The 26121-nt window shown below is 74.4% G+C and carries 27 protein-coding genes and 2 pseudogenes; 15 read left to right on the top strand and 14 right to left on the bottom strand.

Features of this window, described 5'->3' with window-relative positions:
* Positions 1-198 precede the first annotated feature (198 nt).
* Entirely contained in the window at positions 199-867 is a 669-nt protein-coding gene (gene ung / locus ACZ6S8_RS24410; RefSeq protein WP_383929479.1) for a uracil-DNA glycosylase, read from the top strand.
* 95 nt (positions 868-962) lie between these two features.
* Positions 963-1517 carry a hypothetical protein gene (locus ACZ6S8_RS24405; RefSeq protein ID WP_469459081.1) on the top strand — a complete coding sequence of 185 codons (555 nt, stop codon included), beginning with the start codon at positions 963-965 and terminating at the stop codon, positions 1515-1517.
* A 34-nt stretch (positions 1518-1551) separates the two neighbouring features.
* Here ACZ6S8_RS24405 and ACZ6S8_RS24400 read toward each other — a convergent pair whose 3' ends face one another.
* Both ACZ6S8_RS24400 and ACZ6S8_RS24395 read right to left on the bottom strand, forming a co-directional pair.
* Positions 1552-2091 (bottom strand): hypothetical protein, encoded by a 540-nt coding sequence (locus tag ACZ6S8_RS24400; protein WP_469459016.1) that lies wholly within the window; start codon positions 2089-2091, stop codon positions 1552-1554.
* Positions 2092-2187: 96 nt separating this feature from the next.
* Positions 2188-2709 (bottom strand): DinB family protein, encoded by a 522-nt coding sequence (locus tag ACZ6S8_RS24395; protein WP_469459014.1) that lies wholly within the window; start codon positions 2707-2709, stop codon positions 2188-2190.
* 85 nt (positions 2710-2794) lie between these two features.
* Here ACZ6S8_RS24395 and ACZ6S8_RS24390 point away from each other — a divergent pair, with 85 nt between their 5' ends.
* Positions 2795-3700 carry a Gfo/Idh/MocA family protein gene (locus ACZ6S8_RS24390; RefSeq protein WP_469459012.1) on the top strand — a complete coding sequence of 302 codons (906 nt, stop codon included), beginning with the start codon at positions 2795-2797 and terminating at the stop codon, positions 3698-3700.
* Here the strand turns inward: ACZ6S8_RS24390 and lnt are convergent.
* From lnt to ACZ6S8_RS24365, 5 genes are all read right to left on the bottom strand, one after another.
* Positions 3645-5183 carry an apolipoprotein N-acyltransferase gene (gene lnt, locus ACZ6S8_RS24385; protein ID WP_469459010.1) on the bottom strand — a complete coding sequence of 513 codons (1539 nt, stop codon included), beginning with the start codon at positions 5181-5183 and terminating at the stop codon, positions 3645-3647. The two genes, ACZ6S8_RS24390 and lnt, sit on opposite strands and share 56 nt — an antisense overlap.
* A gap of 57 nt (positions 5184-5240) precedes the next feature.
* Complete coding sequence (locus ACZ6S8_RS24380) at positions 5241-5708, bottom strand: nuclear transport factor 2 family protein (protein WP_469459008.1); 468 nt, start codon at positions 5706-5708, stop codon at positions 5241-5243.
* 69 nt (positions 5709-5777) lie between these two features.
* The gene (locus ACZ6S8_RS24375) at positions 5778-5954 is read right to left on the bottom strand and encodes a hypothetical protein (RefSeq protein ID WP_351282195.1); all 177 of its coding nucleotides are present in this window, start codon (positions 5952-5954) and stop codon (positions 5778-5780) included.
* Positions 5955-6067: 113 nt separating this feature from the next.
* The gene (locus tag ACZ6S8_RS24370) at positions 6068-6946 is read right to left on the bottom strand and encodes an undecaprenyl-diphosphate phosphatase (RefSeq protein WP_469459005.1); all 879 of its coding nucleotides are present in this window, start codon (positions 6944-6946) and stop codon (positions 6068-6070) included.
* Positions 6947-6994: 48 nt separating this feature from the next.
* Positions 6995-7723, bottom strand: a complete 729-nt coding sequence (locus tag ACZ6S8_RS24365; RefSeq protein ID WP_469459003.1) for a TVP38/TMEM64 family protein — start codon at positions 7721-7723, stop codon at positions 6995-6997.
* 49 nt (positions 7724-7772) lie between these two features.
* On the opposite strand from ACZ6S8_RS24365, the gene ACZ6S8_RS24360 reads away from it, so the two are divergent.
* The 4 genes from ACZ6S8_RS24360 to ACZ6S8_RS24345 all read left to right on the top strand — a co-directional run bounded on the left by ACZ6S8_RS24360 (position 7773) and on the right by ACZ6S8_RS24345 (position 11845).
* Positions 7773-8489 (top strand): DNA alkylation repair protein, encoded by a 717-nt coding sequence (locus tag ACZ6S8_RS24360; protein WP_469459002.1) that lies wholly within the window; start codon positions 7773-7775, stop codon positions 8487-8489.
* A 281-nt stretch (positions 8490-8770) separates the two neighbouring features.
* Positions 8771-9952, top strand: a complete 1182-nt coding sequence (gene tuf, locus ACZ6S8_RS24355; RefSeq protein WP_469459000.1) for an elongation factor Tu — start codon at positions 8771-8773, stop codon at positions 9950-9952.
* Positions 9953-10103: 151 nt separating this feature from the next.
* On the top strand, positions 10104-10949 hold the full coding sequence (locus ACZ6S8_RS24350) for a patatin-like phospholipase family protein (RefSeq protein ID WP_469458998.1): 846 nt from the start codon (positions 10104-10106) through the stop codon (positions 10947-10949).
* 104 nt (positions 10950-11053) lie between these two features.
* Positions 11054-11845, top strand: coding sequence for a spermidine synthase (locus tag ACZ6S8_RS24345; protein WP_469459080.1), 792 nt, complete (start codon positions 11054-11056; stop codon positions 11843-11845).
* On the opposite strand, the gene ACZ6S8_RS24340 is transcribed toward ACZ6S8_RS24345, so the two are convergent.
* Positions 11832-13139 (bottom strand): MFS transporter, encoded by a 1308-nt coding sequence (locus tag ACZ6S8_RS24340; protein ID WP_469458995.1) that lies wholly within the window; start codon positions 13137-13139, stop codon positions 11832-11834. The genes ACZ6S8_RS24345 and ACZ6S8_RS24340 overlap by 14 nt on opposite strands.
* Before the next feature lie 70 nt (positions 13140-13209).
* Positions 13210-14247: a DUF8017 domain-containing protein gene (locus tag ACZ6S8_RS24335; RefSeq protein WP_469458993.1), complete on the bottom strand. Its 1038-nt coding sequence runs from the start codon at positions 14245-14247 to the stop codon at positions 13210-13212.
* A 111-nt stretch (positions 14248-14358) separates the two neighbouring features.
* Here ACZ6S8_RS24335 and ACZ6S8_RS24330 point away from each other — a divergent pair, with 111 nt between their 5' ends.
* Complete coding sequence (locus tag ACZ6S8_RS24330; RefSeq protein ID WP_469459078.1) at positions 14359-14796, top strand: DUF4442 domain-containing protein; 438 nt, start codon at positions 14359-14361, stop codon at positions 14794-14796.
* A gap of 105 nt (positions 14797-14901) precedes the next feature.
* Here ACZ6S8_RS24330 and ACZ6S8_RS24325 read toward each other — a convergent pair whose 3' ends face one another.
* The gene (locus ACZ6S8_RS24325) at positions 14902-15666 is read right to left on the bottom strand and encodes a hypothetical protein (protein WP_469458991.1); all 765 of its coding nucleotides are present in this window, start codon (positions 15664-15666) and stop codon (positions 14902-14904) included.
* Positions 15667-15929: 263 nt separating this feature from the next.
* On the opposite strand from ACZ6S8_RS24325, the gene ACZ6S8_RS24320 reads away from it, so the two are divergent.
* The 3 genes from ACZ6S8_RS24320 to ACZ6S8_RS24310 all read left to right on the top strand — a co-directional run bounded on the left by ACZ6S8_RS24320 (position 15930) and on the right by ACZ6S8_RS24310 (position 19490).
* A complete protein-coding gene (locus ACZ6S8_RS24320) occupies positions 15930-16130 on the top strand; it encodes a type II toxin-antitoxin system VapB family antitoxin (protein ID WP_469458989.1) in 201 nt (66 codons plus the stop codon).
* A 116-nt stretch (positions 16131-16246) separates the two neighbouring features.
* Positions 16247-18766 carry a beta-glucosidase gene (locus ACZ6S8_RS24315; RefSeq protein WP_469458987.1) on the top strand — a complete coding sequence of 840 codons (2520 nt, stop codon included), beginning with the start codon at positions 16247-16249 and terminating at the stop codon, positions 18764-18766.
* Between the two features lie 58 nt (positions 18767-18824).
* On the top strand, positions 18825-19490 hold the full coding sequence (locus ACZ6S8_RS24310; protein WP_469458985.1) for a DedA family protein: 666 nt from the start codon (positions 18825-18827) through the stop codon (positions 19488-19490).
* 119 nt (positions 19491-19609) lie between these two features.
* Here the strand turns inward: ACZ6S8_RS24310 and ACZ6S8_RS24305 are convergent, their stop codons facing one another.
* Positions 19610-20155, bottom strand: coding sequence for a gamma carbonic anhydrase family protein (locus ACZ6S8_RS24305; protein WP_469458983.1), 546 nt, complete (start codon positions 20153-20155; stop codon positions 19610-19612).
* A gap of 193 nt (positions 20156-20348) precedes the next feature.
* Here ACZ6S8_RS24305 and ACZ6S8_RS24300 point away from each other — a divergent pair, with 193 nt between their 5' ends.
* Positions 20349-21116, top strand: a complete 768-nt coding sequence (locus ACZ6S8_RS24300) for an acyltransferase (RefSeq protein WP_469458981.1) — start codon at positions 20349-20351, stop codon at positions 21114-21116.
* A gap of 53 nt (positions 21117-21169) precedes the next feature.
* Here ACZ6S8_RS24300 and ACZ6S8_RS24295 read toward each other — a convergent pair whose 3' ends face one another.
* Positions 21170-22036, bottom strand: coding sequence for an EamA family transporter (locus ACZ6S8_RS24295; RefSeq protein ID WP_469458980.1), 867 nt, complete (start codon positions 22034-22036; stop codon positions 21170-21172).
* Between the two features lie 107 nt (positions 22037-22143).
* On the opposite strand from ACZ6S8_RS24295, the gene ACZ6S8_RS24290 reads away from it, so the two are divergent.
* Entirely contained in the window at positions 22144-22758 is a 615-nt protein-coding gene (locus ACZ6S8_RS24290; RefSeq protein WP_469458978.1) for a cupin domain-containing protein, read from the top strand.
* A gap of 62 nt (positions 22759-22820) precedes the next feature.
* On the opposite strand, the pseudogene ACZ6S8_RS24285 reads toward ACZ6S8_RS24290, so the two are convergent.
* Positions 22821-23225: pseudogene (locus tag ACZ6S8_RS24285) on the bottom strand (CoA-binding protein).
* A 97-nt stretch (positions 23226-23322) separates the two neighbouring features.
* Between ACZ6S8_RS24285 and ACZ6S8_RS24280 the strand changes: the two are divergent.
* Entirely contained in the window at positions 23323-23949 is a 627-nt protein-coding gene (locus tag ACZ6S8_RS24280) for a YigZ family protein (protein WP_469458976.1), read from the top strand.
* Between the two features lie 164 nt (positions 23950-24113).
* Positions 24114-24455: pseudogene (locus tag ACZ6S8_RS24275) on the top strand (ATP-binding protein); the annotation flags it as partial.
* Positions 24456-24646: 191 nt separating this feature from the next.
* On the opposite strand, the gene ACZ6S8_RS24270 reads toward ACZ6S8_RS24275, so the two are convergent.
* On the bottom strand, positions 24647-25561 hold the full coding sequence (locus ACZ6S8_RS24270) for a nitrilase-related carbon-nitrogen hydrolase (RefSeq protein WP_469458974.1): 915 nt from the start codon (positions 25559-25561) through the stop codon (positions 24647-24649).
* Positions 25562-26121: the final 560 nt, after the last annotated feature.

Here is a 26121-nt window from a genome sequence, read left to right as displayed (position 1 = left end):
CCGCCCCCCCCCCCCCCACCCCCTCCCTTTTGGGCGGTCCTACACCCAACCCCCCGTGGCCGGCCGGGGGGGGGGGGGGGGGCCCGCGCCGGCCCCCCCCCCCCCCCGGGGGGGGGGGGGCGAGGCGCTGTCAGTGGCCCCCGGTAGGTTCTGGAGCAGTCGCACGAACTTGTACCGGAGGTTGTCCCCGTGACCCAGATGCTGCCCGAGTCCTGGCTCCCCGTCCTCGGCGGAGAGCTGGACCAGCCCTACTTCAGGGAACTCACCGAGTTCGTCGAGAAGGAGCGGGCCAACGGGCCGGTCTACCCGCCCCGCGAGCAGGTTTTCGCGGCCCTGGAGGCCACCCCCTTCGACCAGGTGAAGGTGCTGGTCCTCGGCCAGGACCCCTACCACGGCGCGGGCCAGGGCCACGGCCTCTGCTTCTCCGTGCAGCCCGGCGTCAAGACCCCGCCCTCGCTGCGCAACATCTACAAGGAGATGAAGGAGGAACTCGGCCTGCCGGTCCCCGACAACGGGTACCTCATGCCGTGGGCCCGCCAGGGCGTCCTGCTGCTCAACGCGGTGCTCACCGTCCGCGAGGCCGAGCCCAACTCGCACAAGGCCAAGGGCTGGGAGAAGTTCACCGACGCGGTGATCCGCGCGGTCTCCGACCGCCCCGATCCGGCGGTCTTCGTCCTCTGGGGCGCCTACGCCCAGAAGAAGCTCCCGCTGATCGACGAGGAGCGGCACGCGGTCGTCAAGGGCGCGCACCCGTCCCCGCTGTCCGCCAAGAAGTTCTTCGGCTCCCGCCCCTTCACGCAGATCGACGCGGCCGTCGCCGCCCAGGGCCATGAGCCGATCGACTGGCGGATCCCGGACCTCGGCTGACCTCCCCCCGCGCCTCGGCGGCATTGCCGGTGCCTCCGGCTAGCTTCGTGACGACCGGACCGGCGCAGGTCCGGCGGAGCGAGCCGGAGGCCGCGTTGACGGAGCAGCAGGAGGCGTCGGAGGACGCCGTCATGACCCGGATCGGCCAGGCCGTCATCCTGCTGCACGCCGGGGACCGCGAGGAGGCCCGCAACCGGCTCGGTGCGATCTGGTCCGAGATCGGCGAGGAGGGCGACTCCCTGCACCGCTGCACCCTCGCGCACTACATGGCCGACGCCCAGGACGATCCCGCCGAGGAACTGGCCTGGGACCTGCGGGCCCTGACCGCCGCCCGCGGCCCCGCCGCCGGGTCCGCCGCCGGGTCCGCGCCGGGGGAGGGGATCCCGGCGGGCCGCACCGCCGAGCCGCCGCGCGCGATGCGGGTGTTCTACCCGTCCCTCCACCTCAGCCTCGCCGCCGACTACGTCAAGCTGCGGCGCCCCGAAGCGGCCCGGGTCCACCTGGCCCGGGCCCGCGCCGCCACCGGCGCGCTGTCCGACGACGGGTACGGGAACGGCGTACGGGCCGCCATCGCCCGGCTGGAGCGCCGCCTCGACGGGGAACCGGGCGCGGGACCGGGACCGGGGCCGTTCCCGGAGCAGTGCCCGTAGGCACGCTCCGTACGGTGACCGAGGCCGGGGGCGTTCAGCCGCCCCGGACGCCCGCGCAGATGCGGGCCTCCGGGCTGTCCGGGTGCCAGCGGCCGTGCCGCCGGCCCAGCGCGCACACGTCCGCGGGGCGCACCGGCAGTTCCCGCAGCAGCTCCCGCCCGGCCGCCGCCCCGGGCCGCGCATGGTCCCCACGGCCGCCCCGCGGCTCCGTGACGGGCTCGCCGGGCCCCGGAGGCTCCGGGATGTCGGGGACGGGCGGCGCGGCCCGGTGGAGCCCCCCGGAGGCCTCCGGGGCGGTGCGCTGCGCCGACCGGTGGGCCTGCGTGGACGCCGTGGGGCGCGCCGGCCGCCCGGGGGCTGCCTCCAGGGACTCCAGGGCCTCCAGAGCGGGCGCCCGGACGGCCACCGGGGCGGCGCCCGGCCCGCCGCGCGGCTCGTGGCGCGGCGGCACCCCGGCGGCGGGCGGGACCGCGGTCCTCGCGGGGGCGGGGTTCACGCTCACGCAGCCGGACACCGCCGAGACGGCGCAGGCCACTCCGAGCAACAGGGTCGTCGTGGTTCGGGTTGGATGCACTCGCGCAACTCTGCTGTGCGAGGACGCCGTTGCGAAAACCCGGAGGCGAAATTCACCCCGCACGGGTGACGCCGGGCCGGTGTCCGGCGGACGGTCCTACTCGCCGGTGGAGCCGTCGAGGTGCTCGCGCAGCAGGTCGGCGTGGCCGTTGTGGCGCGCGTACTCCTCGATCATGTGGGTGTAGACCCAGCGGAGGCTGAAGACCTCGCCGCGGTGGTGGACGGCCGCGTCCGACACCAGGTCCAGGGAGCGGCCCGCCGACGCCTGCCGGGCCAGCTCGACCTCGGTCTGCCAGACCCGCTCCGCATCGGCCCAGGTGTCACCGTCGGTGAAGTGGAAGTCCCCGTCCGGCTCGTCCTGGGAGCAGTAGAGCTCCGGCAGGTCCTCGCCCAGCATGATCTCCCGGAACCAGTACCGCTCCACCTCCGCCATGTGCCGTACGAGGCCCAGCAGGCTCAGCTCGGAGGGCTTCAGCGGCGTCAGGCGCAGCTGTTCGTCGCCCAGGCCCTCGCACTTCCAGGCGAGCGTGGCGCGGTGGTAGTCGAGCCAGCCGTCCAGCATCTCCCGCTCGTCGGCGGTGGTGGAGGGCTCGGTGCGGTGTGATCCATTGGAGTGCATGACCCTCATCCTGGGCGAACGGAGCCCCCGCCACCAGGGATTAAGCTGCGGGAATACCGTTCGGAACGAACCTGGAGGCTCCCCGGTGAAGGTCGGCTGCATCGGACTCGGCGACATCGCGCAAAAGGCGTACCTGCCCGTCCTCACCACCCGCCCGGGAGTCGAGCTGCACCTGCAGACCCGGACCCCCGCCACGCTGGAGCGGGTCGGCGCCCTGCACCACGTCCCGGCCGCGCGCCGGCACACCGACCTCGACGCCCTGCTCGCGCAGGGGCTCGACGCGGCGTTCGTGCACGCCCCGACCGCGGCCCACCCCGAGATCGTCACCCGGCTCCTGGAAGCGGGCGTGCCGACGTACGTGGACAAGCCGCTCGCCTACGAGCTCGCGGAGTCCCGCCGGCTGGTGGAACTGGCCGAGGAGCGCGGGGTCTCGCTCGCCGTCGGCTTCAACCGCCGCCACGCGCCCGGCTACGCGCAGTGCGCCGAGCACCCGCGCGAGCTGATCGTCCTGCAGAAGAACCGCGTCGGGCTGCCCGAGGACCCGCGCACCCTGGTGCTGGACGACTTCATCCACGTCGTCGACACCCTGCGCTTCCTGCTGCCCGCCGAGGCCGACCACATCGACGTGCGGGCCGTGGTGCGCGAGGGGCTGATGCACCAGGTGGTGCTCCAGATGTCCGGGGAGGGCTTCACCGCGCTCGGCATCATGAACCGGCGCTCCGGGTCCGCCGAGGAGATCCTGGAGGTGTCGGGACAGGACACCAAGCGCCAGGTCGTCAACCTCGCGGACGTCATCGACCACAAGGGCCAGCCCACCGTACGGCGCCGCGGGGACTGGGTGTCGGTCGCCCGCCAGCGCGGCATCGAGCAGGTCGTGGACGCCTTCCTGGAAGCCGTCGCGGCGGGCCGGACGCTCAGTGCCCGCGACGCGCTCCTCACCCACGAACTGTGCGAGCGGGTGGTGGACTCGGTCCTCGAGCAGGCCTCCTGAGCGAGCGGGACCCCTCCGCCGCGCAGTACGCCGCCAGTACGGCGAGGGCCACCGCCACCGGCCAGTCCCCGAAGCGGACGGAGAGCGTCGTGCCCCGGGCCGTGGGCACCTCGTACACAGCCGCCGTGCTCGCCGCGGTGGGGAGCGCCGCGCCGATCCGCTCCCCGTGCGGGCCGTGCACCGCGCTGATCCCCGTCAGGGTGGCGTGCACCACGGGACGGCCGGTCTCGGCGGCGCGCAGCGCGGCCAGCGAGGCGTGCTGCGCCGGCGCCCAGCTGTTCTGGAAGGTGCTCGTCGACGACTGGGCGACCAGCAGCCCGGCCCCTTCGCGGACCAGGTGGCGGCTCATGTCCGGGAACGCCGACTCGAAGCAGACCAGCGGTCCGACCCGGACGCCCCCGGGAAGTCCCATGACCACCGGTGCGTCGCCCGGGACCCGGTCCTCACCGGCCGCCCTGCCGACCGAGGTGGCCCAGCCGAGCACCGCGCGGGCCGGCACGTACTCGCCGAAGGGGACGAGCCGCATCTTGTCGTACCGGTCGCCGGTGGGGCCGCGGGCGTCGACGAGCACCGCGCTCTTGCGGATCCCGGGGCGGTCCGGCTGCCGGGCGTCCACGTTCACCAGCAGCGGGGCCCCCGCCTCCGCGGAGAGCGCCGCCAGGCGCCGCGCCAGGTCCGGGCGGGCCGTCAGGTCCTCGCCGACGCTGCTCTCGCCCCACACCACCAGGTCGACCGGCCGGCCGGCCAGCGTCCGGGTCAGCCGCTCGCCGGCGGCGAACCGCCGCTCCGTACTGTCCGGGCCGTCCGCCACCGGTCCCGGCTGGACGACGGCCACCCGCAGCCGTCCCGACACCTCGGGGGACGGCGCCCACAGCCACACCACGCCCGTCAGCACCGCCCACCCCGTCAGCCCCGCCACCGCCGGGGCCCGCGCACCCGGCACCGCCACCAGCAGCACCACCGCGCAGTTCACCGCCACCACGGCGAGGCCGACCAGCCACACCCCGCCCACCGAGGCCAGCCGCAGCGCGGGCGGCACCTGCCACTGGCTCGCTCCCAGGAGCCCCCAGGGCCCGCCCAGCCCCTGCCAGGACCGGACCAGCTCCGACAGCAGCCACCCCGCCGGTACGAGGACCAGCGCGGCGCCCGCCCGGCGGGCCGAGGGGGCGCCGCCGAGCAGCCCCCGCACCAGCAGCGCCCAGGGGACCCACAGCAGCCCGAGCAGCGCGGCCACCGGCACCAGGAACACATGCAGGCTGGGCAGCAGCCAGTGGTGCACGGCCACGATGAAGGCGCCGCCCCCCAGCCAGCCCTCCAGGGCCGCCCGCCGCCCGGTGGGGGCCGACCTCAGCAGCAGCATCCAGGGCACGAGGGCGACGTACGCGAACCACCACAGCGCGGGCGCGGGAAAGGCGAGGGCGGGCAGAGCCCCGGCGAGGACCGCGGCGGCGCTCCGCCGGCCCGGGATCCGGGCACCGCTCATCGGGACCATGGCATGCCTCCGCCTCCAGTGTGGATCAGCCGCGCCCCCGGGGCCCGGTCAGGCGGTCGCGTGGCGCCACTTCTCGTGGACCGTGACCCCGGTCAGCCGCCAGCCGTCGCGGGTGCGGGCCAGCTCGAAGGCGTACCGCCCGGCCGCGACGAAGTTGGGCGCGGTGACGGTCCCGTCGAACTCGGGCCCCGCCAGCCGCATCGGGTTGAGGAAGTCGGCCTGCACCCGGGCGGTGTCGCCCGGCGAGCCGCCCAGGTCCTCGACCCGGATCAGCCGGTTCACTATGAGGTGCTGCCGCACCGGGAAGAGCTTCATGGTCTCGGCGAGCCAGTCCGCGACCTCCCCGGCCGGCCCCTCGACGCCGCCCGCCGAGCTGTAGTCGGCCCGCCCTCCCGCGGCGAACAGGGCGCGGTACGCGGCCCAGTCGCCGTCGTCGACGGCCACCGCGTACCCCGAGACCACCTCGTCGATCGCCAGCCGGTCCATCACCGTCGCGAGGTCCACACGCTGCGTCATCGGGACAGTGTGGGGCTGCCGGGGCGCGAGGCCAAGGGGCGCGCGCCCGCCGGATCCCGCCGCGGACGGTCAGTGACCGGAACGCACCTCCCGCTGCCGCACCACGACGAGGAACGCGTCGCTGTCCAGGTCCATCACCACTTCGGCCTGCACGCCCTCGCGCAGCCGCTGCGCCGCGTACTCCTCGGCCGGCCAGCTCCCCCTCGGACTTCCGGCCGGAAACCGCTCCAACACCACTCGACCCATGGGACACCCCCTGTTGCTCGCCTTCAGGTCTCTCAGGCACAACGACGCGGAGGCCGCCCGGGAACGTTCCCGAGCGGCCTCCGGTTCACGCGAAGCGGTGAGCGGGGTCGCCGCTACGAGCCGGACTCGCCCGCGTGGGGGCTCAGCACACCCATGCCGATCAGGATGAACAGGGCGATGCCCAGCAGGATCCGGTAGATCACGAACGGCATGAAGCTCTTGGTGGAGATGAACTTCATGAACCAGGCGATGACGGCGTAGCCCACGAAGAACGCGATGACCGTCGCGAAGATCGTCGGCCCCCACGAGATGTGGCCCGGCTCCTCGACCACGTCCAGGATCTCGAACGCGCCCGACGCCAGCACGGCCGGGATCGCGAGGAGGAAGGAGTAGCGGGCGGCCGCCTCACGGGTGAAGCCCAGCAGCAGGCCGCCGGAGATCGTCGCACCGGACCGCGAGACGCCCGGGATCAGGGCCATCGCCTGGCAGAAGCCGAAGACGAGGCCGTCCTTGACGCTCAGCTGCCCCAGCGTCTTGCGCTCGCGGATCGCACGGTGCCTGCCGCCCTCCTCGTCGCGCGCGGCCAGCCGGTCGGCGACGCCGAGCACGATGCCCATCACGATGAGGGTGGTGGCGGTCAGCCGCAGATCGCGCGCCGGGCCCACGATCTGGTCCTTGAACACGAGGCCGAGGACACCGATCGGAATCGAACCGACGATCACCAGCCAGCCCATCTTCGCGTCCTGTTCGGAGCGCAGGGCCTTGGTGTAGAGGGAACGGAACCAGGTGGAGACGATCCGCGCGATGTCCTTGCGGAAGTAGATCAGCACGGCCGCCTCGGTGCCGATCTGGGTGATGGCGGTGAAGGCCGCTCCCGGGTCGTGCCAGCCGGCGAACGCCGCGGTCAGCCGCAGGTGGGCACTGGAGGAGATCGGGAGGAACTCCGTAAGCCCCTGGACGAGACCGAGGATTAGGGATTCGAACCAGCTCATGTCGGGGTGCGCTCGTCCTTGTGATCGTCGGGCAGTTCGCGTCCGATGCTAGGGCCCGTGCGGGGCGGCGCCGACCACCGGGGGGTGCTGGGGCGCCCGTTCGTACGCGACCCCGAGCGGCCGGGGCGGTGCCAGGCGGTGCCGCTTGCGCCAGGCGACCGCTCCGGCGGCCACCACGGAGACCACGATGAACCCGAACGAGACCAGGAAGGCGGGCGAACCGGGGGAGGAGGCGTTGGCCCCCGCGATCACGTACGCGGCGGTGTTCGGGACGACCCCGAGAGCCGTTGCGGACAGGAACGGCACCCAGCCGCAGCGGGAGACCGCGGCGCCGTAGTTGGCCACCACGAACGGCACGCCGGGGAAGAGCCGGACGGCGATCATCGAGCGGAACCCGTGCCGGCTGAGCTGGCCGTCCGCCGCCCGCAGCCAGCGGCCGCGCACGTACGGCCGCAGGGCGTCCTGACCCATGTACCGGCCCAGGCCGAAGGCGATCGCGGCGCCGAGGACGGTGCCGCCGACCGCCGCCGGCAGGCCGAACTGCATGCCGAAGACGGCTCCGGCGGCCAGGTTCAGCAGCGGGCGCGGGACGAATGCCGCCGCGCACACCCCGTACACGGCTGCGAACGACAGGACCGCCGTGCCCACGGGCAGGCCCGGGAGCCAGCCCTCCGAGAGGATCCGCTGCGGCTCGTACAGCAGCACGCACACGCCGGCTGCGGAGAGCAGCACGACGAGGAGCGACAGCCGGAACCACGGCGCGAGGAGGAGGGACATTCCGGGAGACTAACCGACCTGCGGGACTCCGCGCCGTAATCTGGGCCTCATGCAGCCGAACGACCCGCGACCGCCGGGGGTTCCCCGCAGCGCCCTCGCGGACACCCTCGTGGACCGGCTGACCACGGTCCACGCGGGCGCCGCCGACCCCGTACGGGCCGCGGCGATGGCCGCGTACATGAAGGACGTCTCGCCCTTCCTGGGGCTCCCGACCCCGCTGCGCCGCGAGTTGTCCAAGGCGGTGACCAAGGACACCCCGGCCCCGCGGGAGGCGGACTGCGCCGCGCTGGCCCTGCGCTGCTGGCGGCTCCCCGAGCGCGAGTACCGGTACTTCGCCGTGGACTACCTGCGCCGGCACGTCCCCCGCTGCTCCTCCGCCCTGCTGCCCGTGGTGCGCCACCTCGTCGTGACCGATCCCTGGTGGGACACCGTCGACCTGCTCGCCGCGCACACGGTGGGCCCGCTGGTGGCCGCCGACCCGGGGCTGCGGACCGCCATGGACGGGTGGATCGGGGACGAGGACCTCTGGGTGGCCCGCACCGCCCTGCTGCACCAGCTCCGCTACAAGGACGCCACGGACAGCGGCCGGCTCTTCGGCTACTGCCGCCGCCTGGCCGGCCATCCGGACTTCTTCATCCGCAAGGCCATCGGCTGGAGCCTGCGGGAGTACGCGAAGACCGACGCGGAGGCGGTCCGCGCCTTCGTGGAGGCCGAACGCCCCCGGCTGTCCCCGCTGTCCGTGCGCGAGGCGCTCAGGAACCTCTGACCGCGGCCGCGTTCGCGGGCGAAAACCAGCGGGCGAAAACCATTCGACGGCGCGGGGGCCGTCCGGCACGATCAGGGGCATGTCCCGGTACGCCTTCCACGCAGCGCCGTCCGCAGTCGCGGACGCGCCGAAGGCTGCCGCAGGCGCGGAAGCACCCGCCCTCGCCGCACTCGGCGGCGCACGAAGCTGACCCTTCCCGGACAGTCCGGCGGACCCCGCAGGGGGAGGGTCGGCCCGCTTCCGGGGTCCCGTTCCAGCTTCGAGCCACGGGAAAAGACATCATGGCCAAGACGGCCTTCGTGCGGACCAAGCCGCACCTCAACATCGGCACCATGGGTCACGTCGACCACGGCAAGACCACCCTCACCGCCGCCATCACCAAGGTGCTCGCCGAGCGCGGCGGCGCGGCCTTCGTGCCCTTCGACCGGATCGACCGGACCCCGGAGGAGGCCCGGCGGGGGATCACCATCAACCTCACCCACGTCGAGTACGAGACCGACACCCGCCACTACGCCCACGTCGACATGCCCGGCCACGCCGACTTCATCAAGAACATGGTCACCGGGGCCGCGCAGCTCGACGGGGCGATCCTCGTCGTCTCCGCGCTCGACGGCGTCATGCCTCAGACCGCCGAGCACGTGCTCCTCGCCCGGCAGGTCGGCGTCGACCACGTGGTCGTCGCCCTGAACAAGGCCGACGCGGGCGACCCCGAGCTCACCGACCTGGTCGAGCTGGAGGTCCGCGAGCTGCTCACCGCCCACGGCTACGGCGGGGACACGGCGCCCGTCGTACGGGTCTCCGGACTCGGGGCGCTGGAGGGCGACCCGCGGTGGACCGCGGCGATCGAGGCGCTGCTGGACGCGGTGGACACGTACGTGCCGATGCCCGTGCGGTACACCGACGCGCCCTTCCTGCTGCCGGTGGAGAACGTGCTCACCATCACCGGGCGCGGGACCGTCGTCACGGGCGCCGTCGAGCGGGGCGGCGTACGGCTCGGCGACCGGGTGAGCGTGCTCGGCGGCGACGGAGAGCCGGTCGAGACGGTCGTCACCGGCCTGGAGACCTTCGGGAAGCCGATGGAGTCCGCCGAGGCCGGCGACAACGTCGCGCTGCTGCTGCGCGGGGTCCCGCGCGACGGGGTGCGCCGCGGCCACGTGGTCGCCGCGCCCGGCAGCGTCGTGCCCAGGCGGCGGTTCACGGCGCGGGTGTACGTGCTGTCGGGGCGCGAGGGCGGCCGGACGACCCCGGTCGTCAGCGGGTACCGGCCGCAGTTCTACATCCGCACCGCCGACGTGGTCGGCGACGTGGACCTGGGCGCGGCCGGCACGGCGCGGCCGGGGGAGACGGTCGAGATGACCGTCGAGCTCGGGCGGGACGTGCCGCTGGAGTCGGGCCTCGGCTTCGCGATCCGCGAGGGCGGCCGCACGGTCGGCGCGGGCACCGTGACGGCCGTCCTGGAGTGATCGGGCCGAACTGATCGGGCCGAATCGATCGGGGCCGAACCGATCCGGGCCCCTCCGTGGTGGCGGCGGGCAGGCTGCGCCAGACTGCCTGTCGTCACCGCGGGCTGCCGCGGGGCGTACGGGAGACGCGGCGACGAGGGGGCGGACTGCGATGGGCGGCGACACGGCACTGGTGCTGGGCGGCGGAGGGCTGACCGGGGTCGGCTGGGAGTGCGGGATCCTGTACGGGCTCGCCCGGGCCGGGGTCGACCTCACCACCGCCGACCTCGTGATCGGCACCTCGGCCGGCTCGGTCGTCGGCGCCCAGCTCACCTCGGGACGGCTCACTCCGCAGGAACTGTACGAGCGCCAGCTCGGCGACCCGAGCGGCGAGCTCCCGGCGCGGCTCGGGGCGGGTCTCATCGCCCGTTACGCGCTCGCGATGGCGCGCTCGCGCGACGTGAAGGGCTACCGGCGGCGGGTCGGCGCGATGGCGCTGGCCGCGGACACCGGCCCCGAGGCCGAACGGCGCACGGTGCTGGAGGCGCGGCTGGTCTCGCACGAGTGGCCCGAACGGCGTCTGGTCGTCACCGCCGTCGACGCACTGAGCGGCGAGCTCAAGGCCTTCGACCGGAACGCCGGGGGCGGTCTGGTCGACGCCGTCTCGGCGAGCTGCGCGGTGCCCGGCGTCTGGCCGCCGGTCACGGTCGGCGGGCGCCGGTTCATCGACGGGGGCATCCGGTCCGCCACCAACGCCGACCTGGCCGCGGGCTGCGCGCGGGTGGTGGTGCTCGCCCCGATGGCGATGGGCGCCGGGCTGATCCCCTCGCCGGCCGCCCAGGCGGACCGGCTGCGCGCGGCCGGCGCCCGGGTCCTGCTGATCACCCCCTCGGCGGCGGCCCGCAAGGCGTTCGGCCGCAACGTCCTGGACCCGGCCCGGCGCGACCCGGCCGCGCGGGCGGGGCTGGAGCAGGCCGCCGGACACGTCGCCGAGGCACGGGCGGTCTGGTCGGACTGAGGCCACCGGTGTCCCGGGGCGGGCCGGGGCGGGCCGACAATGGTGGGGTGAGCGACGAACAGATCCCGGTCGTCCGGGACGTGGACCAGGGCACCGCCAAGCTGATGCCGGACGTGGACCGGGAGCGGGCCTGGCTGCTGACCGTCGACGGGGCGCCGCAGTCGTACGTGGACCTGGACGAACCGGAGCACCTGGAGTTCGAGTACGTACGCCGGCTCGCGCACGTCCTGGACCGCGCCGCGGAGCCGGGGCGCCCCCTGGACCTGCTGCACCTGGGCGGCGGCGCGCTCACCCTGCCGCGGTACGCGGCGGCGACCCGGCCGGGATCGCGGCAGACGGTCGTCGAGTTCGACACGGGCCTGGTGGAGCTGGTCGCCGAGCACCTGCCGCTGCCGGCGGACGCCGGGGTGACGGTGCACGCGGCGGACGCCCGGACCTGGCTGGAGGCGGCGCCCGCGGCGAGCGCGGACGTGGTGGTGGCCGACGTGTTCGGCGGCTCGCGGGTGCCGGCCCGGCTGACGTCCGTGGAGTACGCGCGGGAGGCGGCGCGGGTGCTGCGGCCCGGCGGGCTGTACGCGGCCAACCTGGCCGACGGCGCGCCGTTCGACTTCCTGCGCGGGCAGCTGGCCACCTTCGGGGCCGCGTTCGCGGAGCTGGCCCTGATCGCGGAACCCGCGGTGCTGCGGGGGCGGCGGTTCGGCAACGCGGTGCTGCTGGCGTCGGACGGCGCGCTGCCGGTGGCGGACCTGACCCGGCGCTGCGCCTCCGACGCGTTCCCCGCCCGGGTGGAGTCCGGGGCGGGGCTGGCCCGGTTCGTACGGGGTGCCCGGCCGGTCGGCGACGCGGAGGCGGTGGCCTCGCCGGAGCCGCCGGAGGGCGCGTTCAGCCTGGGGTGAGGGATCCGGCGGGCTCGACGGCGGGCACCGGGGGCGGGCCGGCCGGCCCGGGCTTGCGGCGGGTGATCCGGCGTACGTCCGGCACCAGCAGCACCGCCGCCGTCGGCAGCAGGACCAGGGCCGCGCAGCCCCACAGCGCGGTGGAGCGGCCGAACGCGGACTCGGCCGGGCCCGCGAGGGCGGTGGCCAGCGGTGTCATCGACAGCGAGCCGAACCAGTCGTACGCGGAGACCCGGGAGAACTTCTCCTCGGGGATCTCCTGGTGCATGGTCGTCATCCAGTTGACGCCGAACACCTCGATCGAGATCCCGCTGACGAGCATCACCGCGCACAGCGCCCAGACGGGCAGCGGGATCGCCAGCCCCGCCGAGGGCAGCGCCATCGGGAACACGCAGAGCGTGCCGACGAGCAGCAGCCGGCGCGGTTTCCAGACCATCATCAGCACGGCGCCGCCGATGGTCCCGAGGCCGAAGAAGGCCAGGGCCAGGCCCCAGGGCGCCGCCCCGCCCAGCTGGTCCCGCGCGACCAGCGGCCCGTACACCGCCTCCGCGGCGCTGATCACGCCGACCACGACGGCGAACTGGAGCACGATGCTCCACAGCCACGGACGGGTCCGGAACTCCACCCAGCCCTCGCGCAGGTCGGACAGCAGGCCTCCGCCCGGCTCGCGCTCGGGGATGTGGCTGACGTCGAGGAAGGCGCGCAGGGCGCCCGCCACGGCGAAGGCCGCCGCGTCGACGGCGAGGACCCAGCCCGCGCCGAACGCGGCGATCATGGCGCCGCCGAGCGCCGCGCCGCCGATCCCGGCGCCGTTCATGGACATCCGGAACAGGGCGAACGCGCGGTTCGCGTGCTCCCCGGAGACGGTGGACAGGAGCATGCCCTCGGCGGCCGGGTTGAAGAAGGCCGTACCGGTGCCGCACAGGGCGGTCAGCAGCATCATCTGCCACAGCTGCGGATCGCCGGCCAGGACCAGCAGCGCGAAGGCGGCCTGCGAGACGCAGTTGAGGGCGTTGGCGGCGACCATCACGCGGTGCCGGGGCAGCCGGTCGGCGATCGCCCCGCCGACGAGCAGGAACAGGACGAGCGGGAGCGTACGGGCGGCCGTGACCAGGCCGACGTCCCAGCCGGAGCCGCCGGTCTCCAGGACCGCGAAGGAGGCGGCGATCAGCGCCCCGTGGCTGCCGAGGTTCGTGACGACCGCGGCGCCCGTCAGCAGGCTGTAGTTCCGGCCCGCCCATTCGGGGCGGCGGCGCGCGGGCGTACGGGACGGGGCGGCGGGGGAAGGACTCACCCCCGGACTATCCACGGCCCGGGCCGAGAATCCAAACGGATTGTCGGCCCGGACCGTGGACGCCGGGAGATCAGCCCGTGGAGAGGCGGACGGTGCTCATGATCTTTTCGAGCGTCGCCTGGGGGATCTCGTCCGGAACCCCCGCGGCGCTGTAGAGGACCCAGCTGGAGAAGTCACCGTTCGCGGTCTTGAAGCTGAACGCGATGGACTTGCCGTCGGAGGAGCACTTGTTCTCCTTGGCGATGCCCGCCGCGGTGGCGGTCGCCGTGTGGCCCTTGAGCCCGGAGGAGGTGGTGTACTCCTTCGGATCGGAGACCTTCACGGTGCCCTTCGGCGCCTTCTGCGCGTATCCGGCGAACGCCCAGGTGCCGGCCTCGTTGCGCACGGCCTCGGCGGTGTCCTTGGCGCCCTGGCCGCCCTTGGTGCCGGTGCCGGCCAGCGAGGTCGTCTCCTCACTGCCGTTCTTGTCGGAGTCGACCTTGCACCAGTCCTCCTTGAGGTAGGCGGGGCCCGACATCATCACGACCGGGCCGCCGTCCTTCTTCACCTCGTCCTCGAAGCCGATCGACATGCCCGAGCCCAGCACGTTCCACTCCGGCGGAACGTCGAAGGCGGTGCCGTACTTCGGGTTGAGGACCACCTTCCAGCCCGGGACCACCGGCTTGACGTCGCCGCCGGCCCGGGGGTTCGGGCTGGTGCCCGCCGGCGCGGGCGCGGAGGACGGCGGGGCGGAGGAGGACGCGGCGGGCTTGGCGTCCGCCTGGTTCGTCTTGTCGTCCCGGGTCAGGACGAAGGCGCCGGTGGCGGCGGCCGCCACGACGACCGCCGACGCGGCGACGATGGCCACCGTCCGGGTGGAGTAGGGGCTGCCGCCTCCGCCGGGCGACGGCGCCTGCTGGGTCTGCTGGGTCTGCCCCCAGGGCTGCACCGGCGGCGGCGTCTGGTACCCCTGCTGGGGGTACCCGTAGCCGGGCTGCTGCTCACCGTATCCGGGCTGCTGGTACGGGTTCGGCTGCCCCGGTTGTCCCGGCTGCTGCTGGTACGGGTTCTTTTGCGCGTCCTGGGGGTTCTGCTCGCCCCCGGGCGGCTGCTGCTGTCCTGGCCACATGGCCGGTAACCATAGTGGGAGTGGTCCCCGGGGGCCACGGCCGCCCCCGGCCCGAGTCTGGTCAAGCGCATCTACTCATGGGTAACATCCCGCGTCATGAGCGCAGACCAGATGAACGTAGGCGAAATGCTCGCCGCGACGGTGCCGATGGCACGGACCCTGAACCTCCAGTTCCTGGAGACCACCCCCGAGCGTGCGGTCGTCCGGCTTCCGGACCAGCCCGACTTCCACAACCACGTCGGCGGCCCGCACGCGGGCGCCATGTTCACCCTCGCCGAGTCCGCGAGCGGCGCGATCGTCCTGGCCGCCTTCGGCGACCAGCTCTCGCGTGCGGTGCCGCTGGCCGTCAAGGCCGAGATCGGCTACAAGAAGCTCGCCAAGGGCGTCGTCACCGCCACGGCCACCCTCGGCCGCCCGATCGCGGACGTCGTCGCCGAGCTCGACGCCGGCGGCCGCCCCGAGTTCCCCGTCACCATCGCGATTCAGCGCGAGGACGAGGCCGTGACGGGCGAGATGACGGTCGTGTGGACCCTGCGCCCCAACGCGTAGCCCCCGGTGCGGCCCGGGCCCCCCGTCCGGCCCGGAGACCGCAACACCGCGAGGCCCCCGCCCTTTGCTGGGCGGGGGCCTCGCGGTGTTGCGGGCGGGTGTGGTTCAGCCCCGGCGCCAGCGGTTGCGCCCGTCGGAGCCCGGTCCGCAGACGAGCGGGGTGCCGGCGGAGGTGACGGCGGCGGCTCCGGCCGGCGCGCAGAACGAGCCCGCGCGCTTGACCGGCGCCCCGCTGCTGTCGTCGTCGTCGCCCGCCCCGCCGGAGGACGAGGAGGATCCGCCGCTGCCGTCGGACTCGTCCTGCGGGGGCGGCGGGGGTGTCGGCGTGGGTGTCGGTACCGGCGCCGGACTCGGGCGCAGGTCCGTGTCCGCGCGGGCCGGGCACGGGGTCCCGCGGGCGACGAGGTGGACGGCCGGGGCGGCGAGCCGGGCCGCGATCGGGGAGCCGGCCGGCAGCCCCTGGAAGCACACGGTCCAGTCTGCGTGGGGCCCGGGGAGCGCGACGTCGCGGTAGGCGCTGAGCGCGGTCAGTCCCGCCCCGCCCCCGTCCCGTACGGCCTTCTCGGCCTCGGCGAACGACTTCCCCACCACGGACGGCATCTGCGGTTCGGCCTGCGTGGACGGGGTCGGCGAGGGTGCGGGCGGCGGCGCCGGGCTGGAGGACGTCGGGGGCGTCGGCGTCGCCGTCCGGGCGGCCACCGGCAGCGCTTTGGCGTCGTCCGGCTTCTCCGGCGGGTCCGACACGAGGAACAGCAGGAACCAGAGGCCGGCGAGCACGGTCGCGACGATCTTCTTGCCCTGGCTCCAACGGCTCGTCCACGCCAGCGCGATGCCCGCCGGCGGCAGCAGGACCAGAGCCGTGACGATCACTGCGGGGTGGTGCCACCAGCGCCGGACGGGTGGCGCGGGCGGGAAGCCGTACGGGCGCGTGTGCGGCGGTGGGTACACGGGACTCCAGGACGGGCGGGAGGGGAGCGGGCGCACCTGAGCCAGGGGTGGCAAAACGTGCCAGTGAGGGTGTGCGTAGGGAGACCGTAGTGCCAACGGGCGGGCGGCGGTGGGGGAACCGGGGAATCCGGCGCCGCGATGCGGCTACAGTCCCTCGCACGACGACAGGGACGAAGGGGGTACCCGTGGCCAAGGTCAACATCAGCCTCGACGCCGAACTCGTGGTGGAGGTGATGGTCCTCGCCGGGGTCGGCTCTCCGCAGGACGCGGTGGAAACCGTCGTACGGGACTACATCGCGCGCGGTCACCGCACCGAGGCGCGGGTCCAGCGGCAGGACGAGCCCCGGCGGGTCGCCGACGCCGTGGAGCAGCCGCCGCAGGGCTGAACCTCGGTGCCCCGGTGGCGCGTCTGAACCGGCCCCGCGGGCGGGCGGCGCACAGTGGGCGGCGGGAGCGGTCCGGCGCGGGCCGCTCCCGCCGCCCGACGCCGCAGGGAGCGCCCATGACCGAGGCCGTGTCCAGACGTTCCGCGATCCGGCTCCTCGCGGGGGCGGGCGCCGCGCTCGGGGCCGCCGGCTGCGCGCCCACGGTGCCGCCGGGCGCCGGGAGGGGCACGGCGCCGCCCGCGCCCCCGGTGCCCGCGCCCGGAGCCGGAGCCGGAGCCGTCGACGCCGCCGCCCGCGTGGAGTCCCTGCTGGAGCGGCTCACCCTGGAGGAGAAGACCGCCCTGCTCCACGGCGCCCGCGACCCGGCCCCCCTGGGCCAGGCCGGCTACCTCCCCGGCGTCCCCCGCCTGGGCATCCCGGCGCTGCGGCTCGCCGACGGGCCCGCCGGGGTGCGCGTGGCCCGGCCCGCCACCGCGCTGCCCGCTCCGGTCCTGCTCGCCTCGGCCTTCGACCCCGCACTGGCCCGCGAGTACGGCCGGGTGCTCGGGCGGGAGGGCCGCGCCCTCGGCGTCGACGTCCTGCTCGCGCCCATGGCGAGCCTCATCCGCACCCCGTACGCCGGGCGCAACTTCGAGACCTTCGCCGAGGATCCGCGCCTCACCGCGGACCTGGTGGCCGAAGTGGTCCGCGGCATCCAGGACGAGGGGCTCATCGCCGCCGTCAAGCACTTCGCCCTCAACAACCAGGAGAAGGGCCGCGACACCGTCGACGTGATCGCCGCCGAACGGACCCTGCACGAGACCGAACTGCGCGGCTTCGAGGCGGCCGTGGCCGCCGGCGCGGGCGCCGTGGTGGGCGCCCACAACAAGGTCAACGGCGTGTACGCCTGCGAGAGCAGGCCGCTGCTGGACGAACTGCTGCGCGGAACCTGGGGGTTCGACGGCTGGGTGATCTCCGAGCGGGACGCCGTCCACGGCACCGTCGCCGCCATCGGCGCGGGCCTCGACATGGAGATGCCCGGCGCGACCCACTTCGGGGCGCCGCTGCGGGAGGCGGTGCGCGGCGGCTCCGTATCCCAGGACACCGTCGACCTCGCCGTGCACCGCGTCCTGAGCACCCTGGACCGCTTCGGACTGCTGACCGACCGGCCCGCGGCGCGGCCCGCCCGGGAGGCCGCGGCCGGGGCCCGGACGGCCCGCAAGGTGGCCGCCGCGGGGGCCGTGCTGCTGCGCAACGAGCGCGGCACGCTGCCGCTGGCCGGGGCGGCGGCCCGTTCCATCGCCGTCATCGGACCCACCGGGCAGGTTCCGTTCGTCGGCGGCGGCGGCAGCGCCCACGTCGTCCCCGACGCGGCCGCCGCCCCGCTCGCCGCGATCCGGCACCGGGCGGGCAAGGGCGCGACCGTGCGCTACGCCCTCGGCGAGGACCTGTACGGGCGCCCCCTCCCGCCGGTGCTCCTCAGCCCCCCGGCCGACCTCGACGACCGCAGGGTGGAGGCCGGGCGGACCTGGAGCCACGAGGGCACCTTCGCGCTCGCCGCCGCCGACGAGTGGACCCTGCTCGTGCACTACACCGGGCAGCGGCCGAGCGTGCGCCTCGACGGGCAGGAGCTGTTCCCCGTCCGGCAGGGCGTGGCGGAGCAGTTCGCGGGCGGGCTCCTCGCCGCCGCGCCGGACGGCCTGGCCGTCCGCCGCCGCACCCTCGCCCTGAAGGCGGGCCCCCACCGGCTCGCCGTGTCCGCCCGCGGCGGGGCCGCCGGCCAGCGCTTCCGGCTGCGGCTCACGACGGGGGCGACCCGGGCGGCGGACCTCGCCGAGGCGGTGCAGGCGGCCAAGGCGGCCCGCAGCGTGGTCCTGTTCGCCTACGAGGACGCCACCGAGGGCACCGACCGGACCTCGCTGGCGCTCCCCGGCGGGCAGGAGCGGCTGATCGAGGCGGTCGCCGCCGCGAACCCGCGGACCACCGTCGTGCTGAACACCTCCTCCAGTACGACCATGCCGTGGCTCTCCCGTACCGGGGCCGTCCTCCAGACGTACTACCCGGGGCAGGAGGGCGCCGGGGCCACCGCCGACGTCCTCTTCGGGGACGTGGACCCCGGCGGGCGGCTGACCCAGACCTTCCCCGCCGACGAGGACGCGACCCCGTTCGGCGGGAACCCGCTGCGCTACCCCGGGGTGGGCGGCCGGCAGGAGTACACGGAGGGCGTGCACGTGGGCCACCGCTGGTACGACGCGCAGCGGGCCGCCCCGCTGTTCCCGTTCGGGCACGGGCTCTCGTACACCACCTGGCAGTACGAGAAGCTCACGGTGCGGCCGGAACACGGCGGGCTGCGGGTCGAGTTCACCGTCCGCAACACCGGGCGGCGCAAGGGCACCGAGGTGGCCCAGGTGTACGTCGGCCCCTCGCCCGAGCTGAAGCTCGACCAGCCGGTGCGCGCACTGGCCGGATACCGGCGGCTGACCCTCGCGCCGGGCGAGGCGCAGCGGGTCACCGTGACCCTCGACCCGAGGGCCCTGTCCTCCTGGGACCCCGAACGGCACGCGTGGGTGCTGGGCGGCGGCCGCCGGGAGGTGTTCGCGGGCCGCTCGTCCCGCGAACTGCCACTGAGGTCAAAGGCTGTGGTGAGCAGCCGGTAGGCTGCCCGCTCGGCGTGCCACAGGGGGCGCGCCGGAGTCGACTCGGGAGGACGTACCGGTGCACATCCAGGAATGGCTGGAGACGATTCCGGCGGTCAGCGTCTACCTCCTGGTGGGTCTGGTCATCGGGCTGGAGAGCCTCGGCATCCCGCTGCCGGGAGAGATCGTCCTCGTCAGCTCGGCGCTGCTGGCCTCGCAGCACGGCGACATCGATCCGGTGGTGCTCGGTGCCTGCGCGATCACCGGCGCGATCGTCGGGGACTCGATCGGCTACGCGATCGGGCGCCGGGGCGGCAAGCCGCTCCTGGAGAAGCTGGGCCGGCGCTTCCCCAAGCACTTCGGGCCCGAGCACGTGGCGCTCGCGGAGCGCTCCTTCGAGAAGTGGGGCATGTGGGCCGTCTTCTTCGGGCGGTTCGTGGCGCTGCTGCGCATCTTCGCCGGTCCGCTGGCGGGCGTACTGCGCATGCCGTACTGGAAGTTCCTGATCGCCAACGTCTTCGGCGGCATCCTCTGGGCCGGCGGCACCACGGCCGTCATCTACTCGGTCGGCATCGTCGCCGAGCCCTGGCTGAAGCGGTTCTCCTGGGCGGCCCTGCTGCTGGCGGTGCTCTTCGGGCTCGCCGTGACGCTGGTGGTGCGCAGCCGGATGAAGAAGGCGGCCGCGGAGGTCCGCACGGCCGGCGCCGAGGCCCCCGAGCCGGTCCCGGCCGGCGTCGGCGACTGAGCGACTGAGCGGCGGAGCCGACGCCGCCCCGGTCGCCGGAGCGGCGTTCGCGTCCCGGTCCGCAGGGCGGGGCGGCCCGCGGCCTCCCCGTCCTGCGGCCTCCCCGCGCTGCGCGGGCTTCAGGCCTCCGGGGTGACCGCGGCGCGGTGCTGCTTCGCCAGCTCCAGGTACATCGCGGCGTTGAGCCTGAGCCCCTCGCGCTCCTCCTCGGTCAGCTCGCGCCGCACCTTGGCCGGGACCCCCGCCACCAGCGACCCGGGCGGGACCACCATCCCCTGCGGTACCAGCGCCTGCGCGGCCACCAGGGAACCGGCGCCGATCACCGCGCCGTTGAGGACGGTGGCGCCCATGCCGATCAGGCAGTCGTCCTCGACGGTGCAGCCGTGCACGACGGCGTTGTGGCCGATGGACACCCGCTCCCCGATCGACACCGGGAACCCGGGGTCCACGTGCACCGTGCAGTTGTCCTGGACGTTGCTGTCCGCGCCGAGCGTGATCGGTCCGCAGTCGGCGCGCAGCACCGCGGAGTACCAGACGCTCGCCCCGGCGGCGAGGGTGACGTCGCCGATCACGACGGAGGTGGGCGCCGTGAAGGCCGTCGGGTCCACGGCGGGGCTCTTCCCGCCCACGCCCGCCACGAGTGCCCGGGCCGACTGCTGCGTCATGTGCTCTTCCTCTGCCTTCGCTTGTCTCCGCCCGTACGCCGGCGCCGCCGTCCCTCACGGAACGCCGGCGCCCGTACGGGTACCTGCCGCGCTACCGGCACCGTAGGGCACGCGCCCGCGCGCTCCCGCGATGGGGTGAACATCACAGGTCCGGCGCCCGGATGCCCGCCACCCCGCCCGCTAGCGTGGCCGGGTGCCGAAGAACCAGAACACGTTCTCATCCCTCGCGGCCCTGCGCCGCAGGCTGGCGAACCGCGCGGTCCACGCCGGCTGGCGCTGGATGCAGCAGGCCGGCGCGGTGACCGCGCAGACCCCCGGGCGGCTGCGCTTCGGCGCGATCGGGCACGGCACCCGGCTCGCCTTCCCGCAGGGCACGGTCTTCGGCGAGCGCTGGATCCGGCTCGGCGACCACTGCATCATCGGCGAACAGGTCACCCTCACCGCCGGGATGATGCCGGACCTCGACCTGGGCGCGGAGCCGATGCTGGTGCTCGGCAACGGCGTGGTCATCGGCCGTGACAGCCACGTCATCGCCGACACCCGGATCACCATCGGGAACGACACGTTCTGCGGCCCCGGCGTGTACATCACCTCCACCAACCACAGCTACGACGACCCGCACCAGCCGGTCGGACGGCAGTGGCCGCGCAGCGCACCGGTCGAGATCGGCCCGGGCTGCTGGCTCGGCACCGGGGCCGTGGTCCTGCCGGGTGCGCGGCTCGGCCGCAACGTCGTGGTGGCGGCGGGGGCCGTCGTACGGGGCGAGGTGCCGGACCACGCCGTCGTCGCGGGGGCGCCGGCACGCGTCGTACGCCGCTGGGAGCCGGAGACCGGCTGGCAGCCCCCGCTGCGCACGCCGGCCCCCGTGCCGATCCCCGACGGGATGACCCCGGAGCAGCTGCGCGGGCTGGCGGAGCTGGCCGAGGCGGAGGCCCGGGACGACGCGGCCCGGGCGGTGTAGGGGCCTCCGGGCGTGCGTGCCGGACACCGCAGGGCAGGAGCGCGTTAGACGGCCTAGCCCGCGGCCAGCAGGACCGTGCCCGCCAGGGCCAGGCCGGCGCCCGCCGCCTGGACGGTGCGCAGGCGCTCCTTGAGCACGGCGAAGGCGGCGAGCGCGGTGACCACCGGGTAGAGCGAGGACAGTACGGCGGCGACGGTGACCGGGCCGTTCTGGGCGGCGACGGAGTAGGTGCCGTTCGCCGCGACGTCCGCGAGGCCGACGAAGGCCAGGGCCGGGAGCAGGCCCCACAGGACGCGCGGTCCGGTGCCCGCCGGGAGGGCGGGGACGCCGCGCCGGGTCTGGACCCACAGGGCCGCGCCGCCCACGGCGACGTTGGTGACCCGCTGGACGAACAGCGCGAGGAACAGGCCGGTGAGGGTGGTGGAGGCGTGCGAGATCAGCGCCATCACCGCGCCGAAGCCGAACGCGGCGACGAGCGTGAGGACGACGGCCCGCCGCTGGACGGGCGCGCCGCGCAGTTCCGGGCCGCCCGCCAGGACGATGCCGACGAGGGCCACCGCGATGCCGGCGAACTGGCCGGGGCCGGGCTGCTCGCCCAGCGCCAGTCCGGCCGCGACGGGCACCATCACGCCCACGGAGCCCAGCGGCGAGACCACGCCCATGGGTCCGAGCGCGAGGGCCTTGTAGAAGCTGAGCATGGCGACCGGTCCGACGACTCCGGCGGCCACCGCGAACCAGGGCCCCGGTCCGGCTTCGTTCCAGGCTCCGGTGGCCAGGACGACGGAGCCGAGCACCACCACGGCGACGACCTGCGAGACCACGACCACCGTGAGGGCGGGGATCCGGCGGGTGAGCAGCCCGCCGCCGAAGTCGGCGAGACCCCACAGCACCGCTGTGGCCAAGGCGAAGAGGGCGGTCATGGCGGGGACCTCGCAGTACAGTGCATTGAACGTTCGAGTACAGGGCACGGTAGTTCACTCTGCTGCACTCTGTCATCCACGATATTGGACTGAAGGGTGATGGGTCCGTGTCCGACCTCGAAAAGCTCACGCAGTCGCTGGCCGCGAACCTCAAGCGCTGGCGCGGTGAGCGGGGCTTCACGCTCGACGCGCTGGCGGCCCGGGCGGGCGTCAGCCGGGGCATGATCATCCAGATCGAGCAGGCCCGGACGAACCCCAGCGTCGGCACCACCGTCCGGCTGGCCGACGCGCTCGGCGTCAGCATCTCCACGCTCCTCGACCACGACCGGGGGCCCCAGGTCCGCGTCGTCCCGCCGGAGCAGGCCGTACGGATCTGGAGCAGCGACGCGGGCAGCTCCACGACCCTGCTGATCGGCACCGACGAGCGCGGGCCGATGGAGCTCTGGACCTGGCACCTGGTGCCGGGAGAGAGCACCGATTCGGCCCCGCACCCCTCCGGGACCATCGAGATGCTGCACGTCACGGCGGGGGAGCTGACGCTGGTGGTGGGCGAGGAGGAATTCCGGGTACCGGCCGGGGCCGCCGCCGCCTTCGAGGCCAATGCGGCGCACTCGTACCGCAACGACGGCGCCGTCCCCATGGAGATGACGCTCGCCGTGGCGGTCCCGCCCGTGTCGGCGCCGGTCCCCGCACCCGCCCGGAAGCCGGGCGCGGCGCACTGACGCGGCGCGGACCACGGTCGGGTGGCCGGAAGCTGGTCGTCCGGCGCGGACCTTCGTCCGGCCTACAGGCCCGGGATCTCGATGGCCGGGCAGCGGTCCATGACCATCGCCAGGCCGGCGTCGCGGGTGCGCGCGAAGGCGGCCTCGTCGATCACGCCCAGCTGGAACCAGACGGCCGCGGCACCGATCGCGGCCGCCTCGTCGGCGACCGCTCCCGCGAGCCGGCTGTTCACGAATACGTCCACCACGTCCACCTTGAACGGGATCGCCTCCAGCGAGGCTTACCCCGGCTCCCCGTGCACCGTCTCCGCCTTCGGGTGGACGGGGACCACGCGCTTGCCGAACCGCTGGAGGACGCGGGCCACCCCGTAGGCGGCGCGGTCCTGGTTGTTCGAGAGGCCCACCACGGCCCAGGTGTCGCCCACTTCGGTGAGGATCTTGCGGATGGTTGCCGGATCGCCGTACACGTGCGCCGCCTCCTGCTGCTCTGGACTGCCGTTCCCGATCGCCTGCTCTGCGGATCAACCGAAAAGACACATGTCCGATTCCCCGTAGGGTGGAGCGGTGAAGGCAGACCAGTACGCGACGGTGGCCCGCGAGGGCGTGCACGAGTCGGAGATCAACCGCTCGCGCTTCCTGTGCGCGCTCGCACCCGCCGCGACGGAGCGGGAGGCGCAGGAGTTCGTCGCGCGGATCCGCAAGGAGCACCCCGCCGCCTCGCACCACTGCTACGCCTATGTGATCGGCGCGGACGCCTCCGTGCAGAAGGCCAGCGACGACGGCGAGCCCGGCGGCACCGCCGGGGTGCCCATGCTCCAGATGCTCATGCGCCGGGACGTCCGCTACGCGGTCGCCGTGGTCACCCGCTACTACGGCGGCGTGAAGCTCGGCGCCGGCGGCCTCATCCGGGCCTACGGGGGCGTGGTCGGCGAGGCCCTAGACGCGCTCGGCACCGTCACCCGCCGCCGCTACCGGCTCGCCACCGTCACCGTCGACCACCAGCGCGCCGGCAAGACCCAGAACGACCTGCGCTCCACCGGCCGCACCGTCGTGGACCTGCGCTACGGGACCGCGGTCGAGATCGAGGTCGCCCTCCCGGAGGACGACCTGCCCGGCTTCGAGTCCTGGCTCGCCGACAGTACGGCGGGCAGCGCCACCCTCACCCTCGGCGGAGAGACGTACGCGCCCTGAGGGACGCGTTGGCGACGAGGGGTGCACTCGATCGCCCGAGCGGCGTCCCGGGGAAGGGGGCTCCTGTTCGGCTGCGTCCAGCCTGGTGCCTCGGCTGAAAGGGGGATGCCGGGTGGTGTGGTCGATGTGTACGGTCGTGGTCGGTCGGCACCGCGGCGGCCGCCCGCCGCCGGGTCACCGAGCTCATCCGGGCCGCGGGCGCCGCCCTCGACAGTACCGCCGCCGGGGACGCACTCCTGGTCGCCTCGGAGCTCGTCACCAACGCGATCCGCCACGGCGGCGGCATCACCGCCTTCCACGCCGCCCTCGACGGGGACCCCCTGCGCCTGGCCGTCAGCGACGCCAGCCCCGAACACCCCGCGGCCCGCTCCACCGGCCACGGACACCCCGGCGGATACGGCTGGCCCCTCATCCGGCGCCTCGCTGAATACGTCGACATCGCCCTCCTCCCGGGCGGCGGCAAGACGATCACCACCGTCCAGCGCCTGACGGCAAACCCGACGTAAAGGCGTATCCGCACCCAACGGATGGGGCTGCTGGAGCTGATCGGCGAAGCCGCCGGCCCGGCCGGTATGCCGGGGGAGCTGCCGGAGCCGGAGCGCACCGTCTCCTGCGGCGCCGTTGGTAGCGCTGGGTGCGCCATATGGGCCGCGTGGCCGCGGAATCGGCTGCTGTCGGGCGTCGTGATGAGCGGTGGTCAGCGGGCCGGGCGTAGGGCGGGGTTGAGGGTGAGGCGGTTGTCGGTGGGGTGGTGGCCTTCTGGGCTGAAGGGTGGAACGGCGGCGGGAAGGCAGTCGGCGATGAGGAGACAGTCGTGGTGGCGGTCTTCGGCGGTGGCGGCGATGAGGGGTTCGCCGTCGGGTGCCCAGATGCCGGAGTTGCCCTGGTACTGCCAGGCGCCGGCGGGGACCTGTTCCCAGCCGCGGCGGTTGGCATAGGCGATGAACAGGCGCCAGATGGAGGCCATGGCGGGAATGATGTGGCGGGTGGCGTCCTGGTAGGGGACCTGGCTCATGGTGCCGTCGGCGAGGCGGAAGTGGCCGTCGGCCGCGGTGGGGCCGAGGACGACCTGCGCGCCTTGTTCGGCGAGGTACTGGTAGAGCGGCGGGAACTCGCACTCGTAGCAGTTGAGCACGCCCACGCCGATGCCGTTGATGGTCACGACGGGTGGCAGTTCCTGCCCGAAGGAGTAGTTGCGCCGCTCGGCGGCCCCGTACAGGTGGGTCTTGCGGTAGTTCGCCGCCACCAGTCCGTCGGACGCGATCACGCTGATCGAGTCGTAGTACGCGTTCTCGTCCCGCTCGGGGTAGGGCAGGACCACGGCCAGGCCGTGCTCCTTGGCGACCAGCCGGGCCCGCTCGATGGAGGGGCCCTCGCGGTGCTCGGCCAGCTCCCGGCACTGCTCGGGACCGATCGCGTAGCCGGTCGTGTACTTCTCCGGGAACACCACCGTCTGGCAGCCGTAGTCCGCAGCCAGCGCGGCCACCTCGGCCAGACGGTCCAGGTTTTCCTCCACCGCCTCCCGGCTGCCGACCGGCCCCTGACCCTGGTACAGGGCCACCCGCAGACCCTCGCCGAAGGCCGGCGCGGCGCGCCGGGCTGAGCGGAACACGACACGAACAGGCTGAGACATCGGCAAGAGGGACCTTCCGTGACTGGCGGTCCGGGCGACCGCCACCGCAGCGTGAACGATTCACCACACCGCCGGACACCACGACAGGTCCATAAGGAACAAGATCCCCCGACTGGTCCGCCACGGGCGCGTTTCATAGGTGGTCGCCCATGCAGCAGGGCGCTTGGTGGCGGCAGCACCTCCGCAAGCCGCCGAGCGTTCCCGTGCCGGTGCCGCCTTCCCCGGCATGCCCACTGCTCCCCGGCGCGCCGTACGCGCCCGGGCCGTTCCGTACGGCGGAGTCCTTCAGGACGGTGGGAAGCATTTCCAGGCCGCGCGGGAGCCGAGGCCTCTGGCGTTACACAGACAACTGCCCTGTGATCTGTACTCAGCTGATCTGCGCCCTCATCGTCAGCGCAGCGACCGGGGGCTCCCTCCGTGGCCTGCCTGTCAGGTGTCGCGGCGGCAGACCCGAGCGGGCAAGACGAATGTGGCCACGGGGTCGGCAACGCGCCCGGTATACGCCCTGCCGTATCCAGCCTCCCCGTCCTACCGTTGGG

Source organism: Streptomyces sp. NPDC048461 (assembly GCF_055587105.1).
Note: the sequence above shows the minus strand (reverse complement) of the source record. Positions and strands in the feature narration are given on the sequence as shown.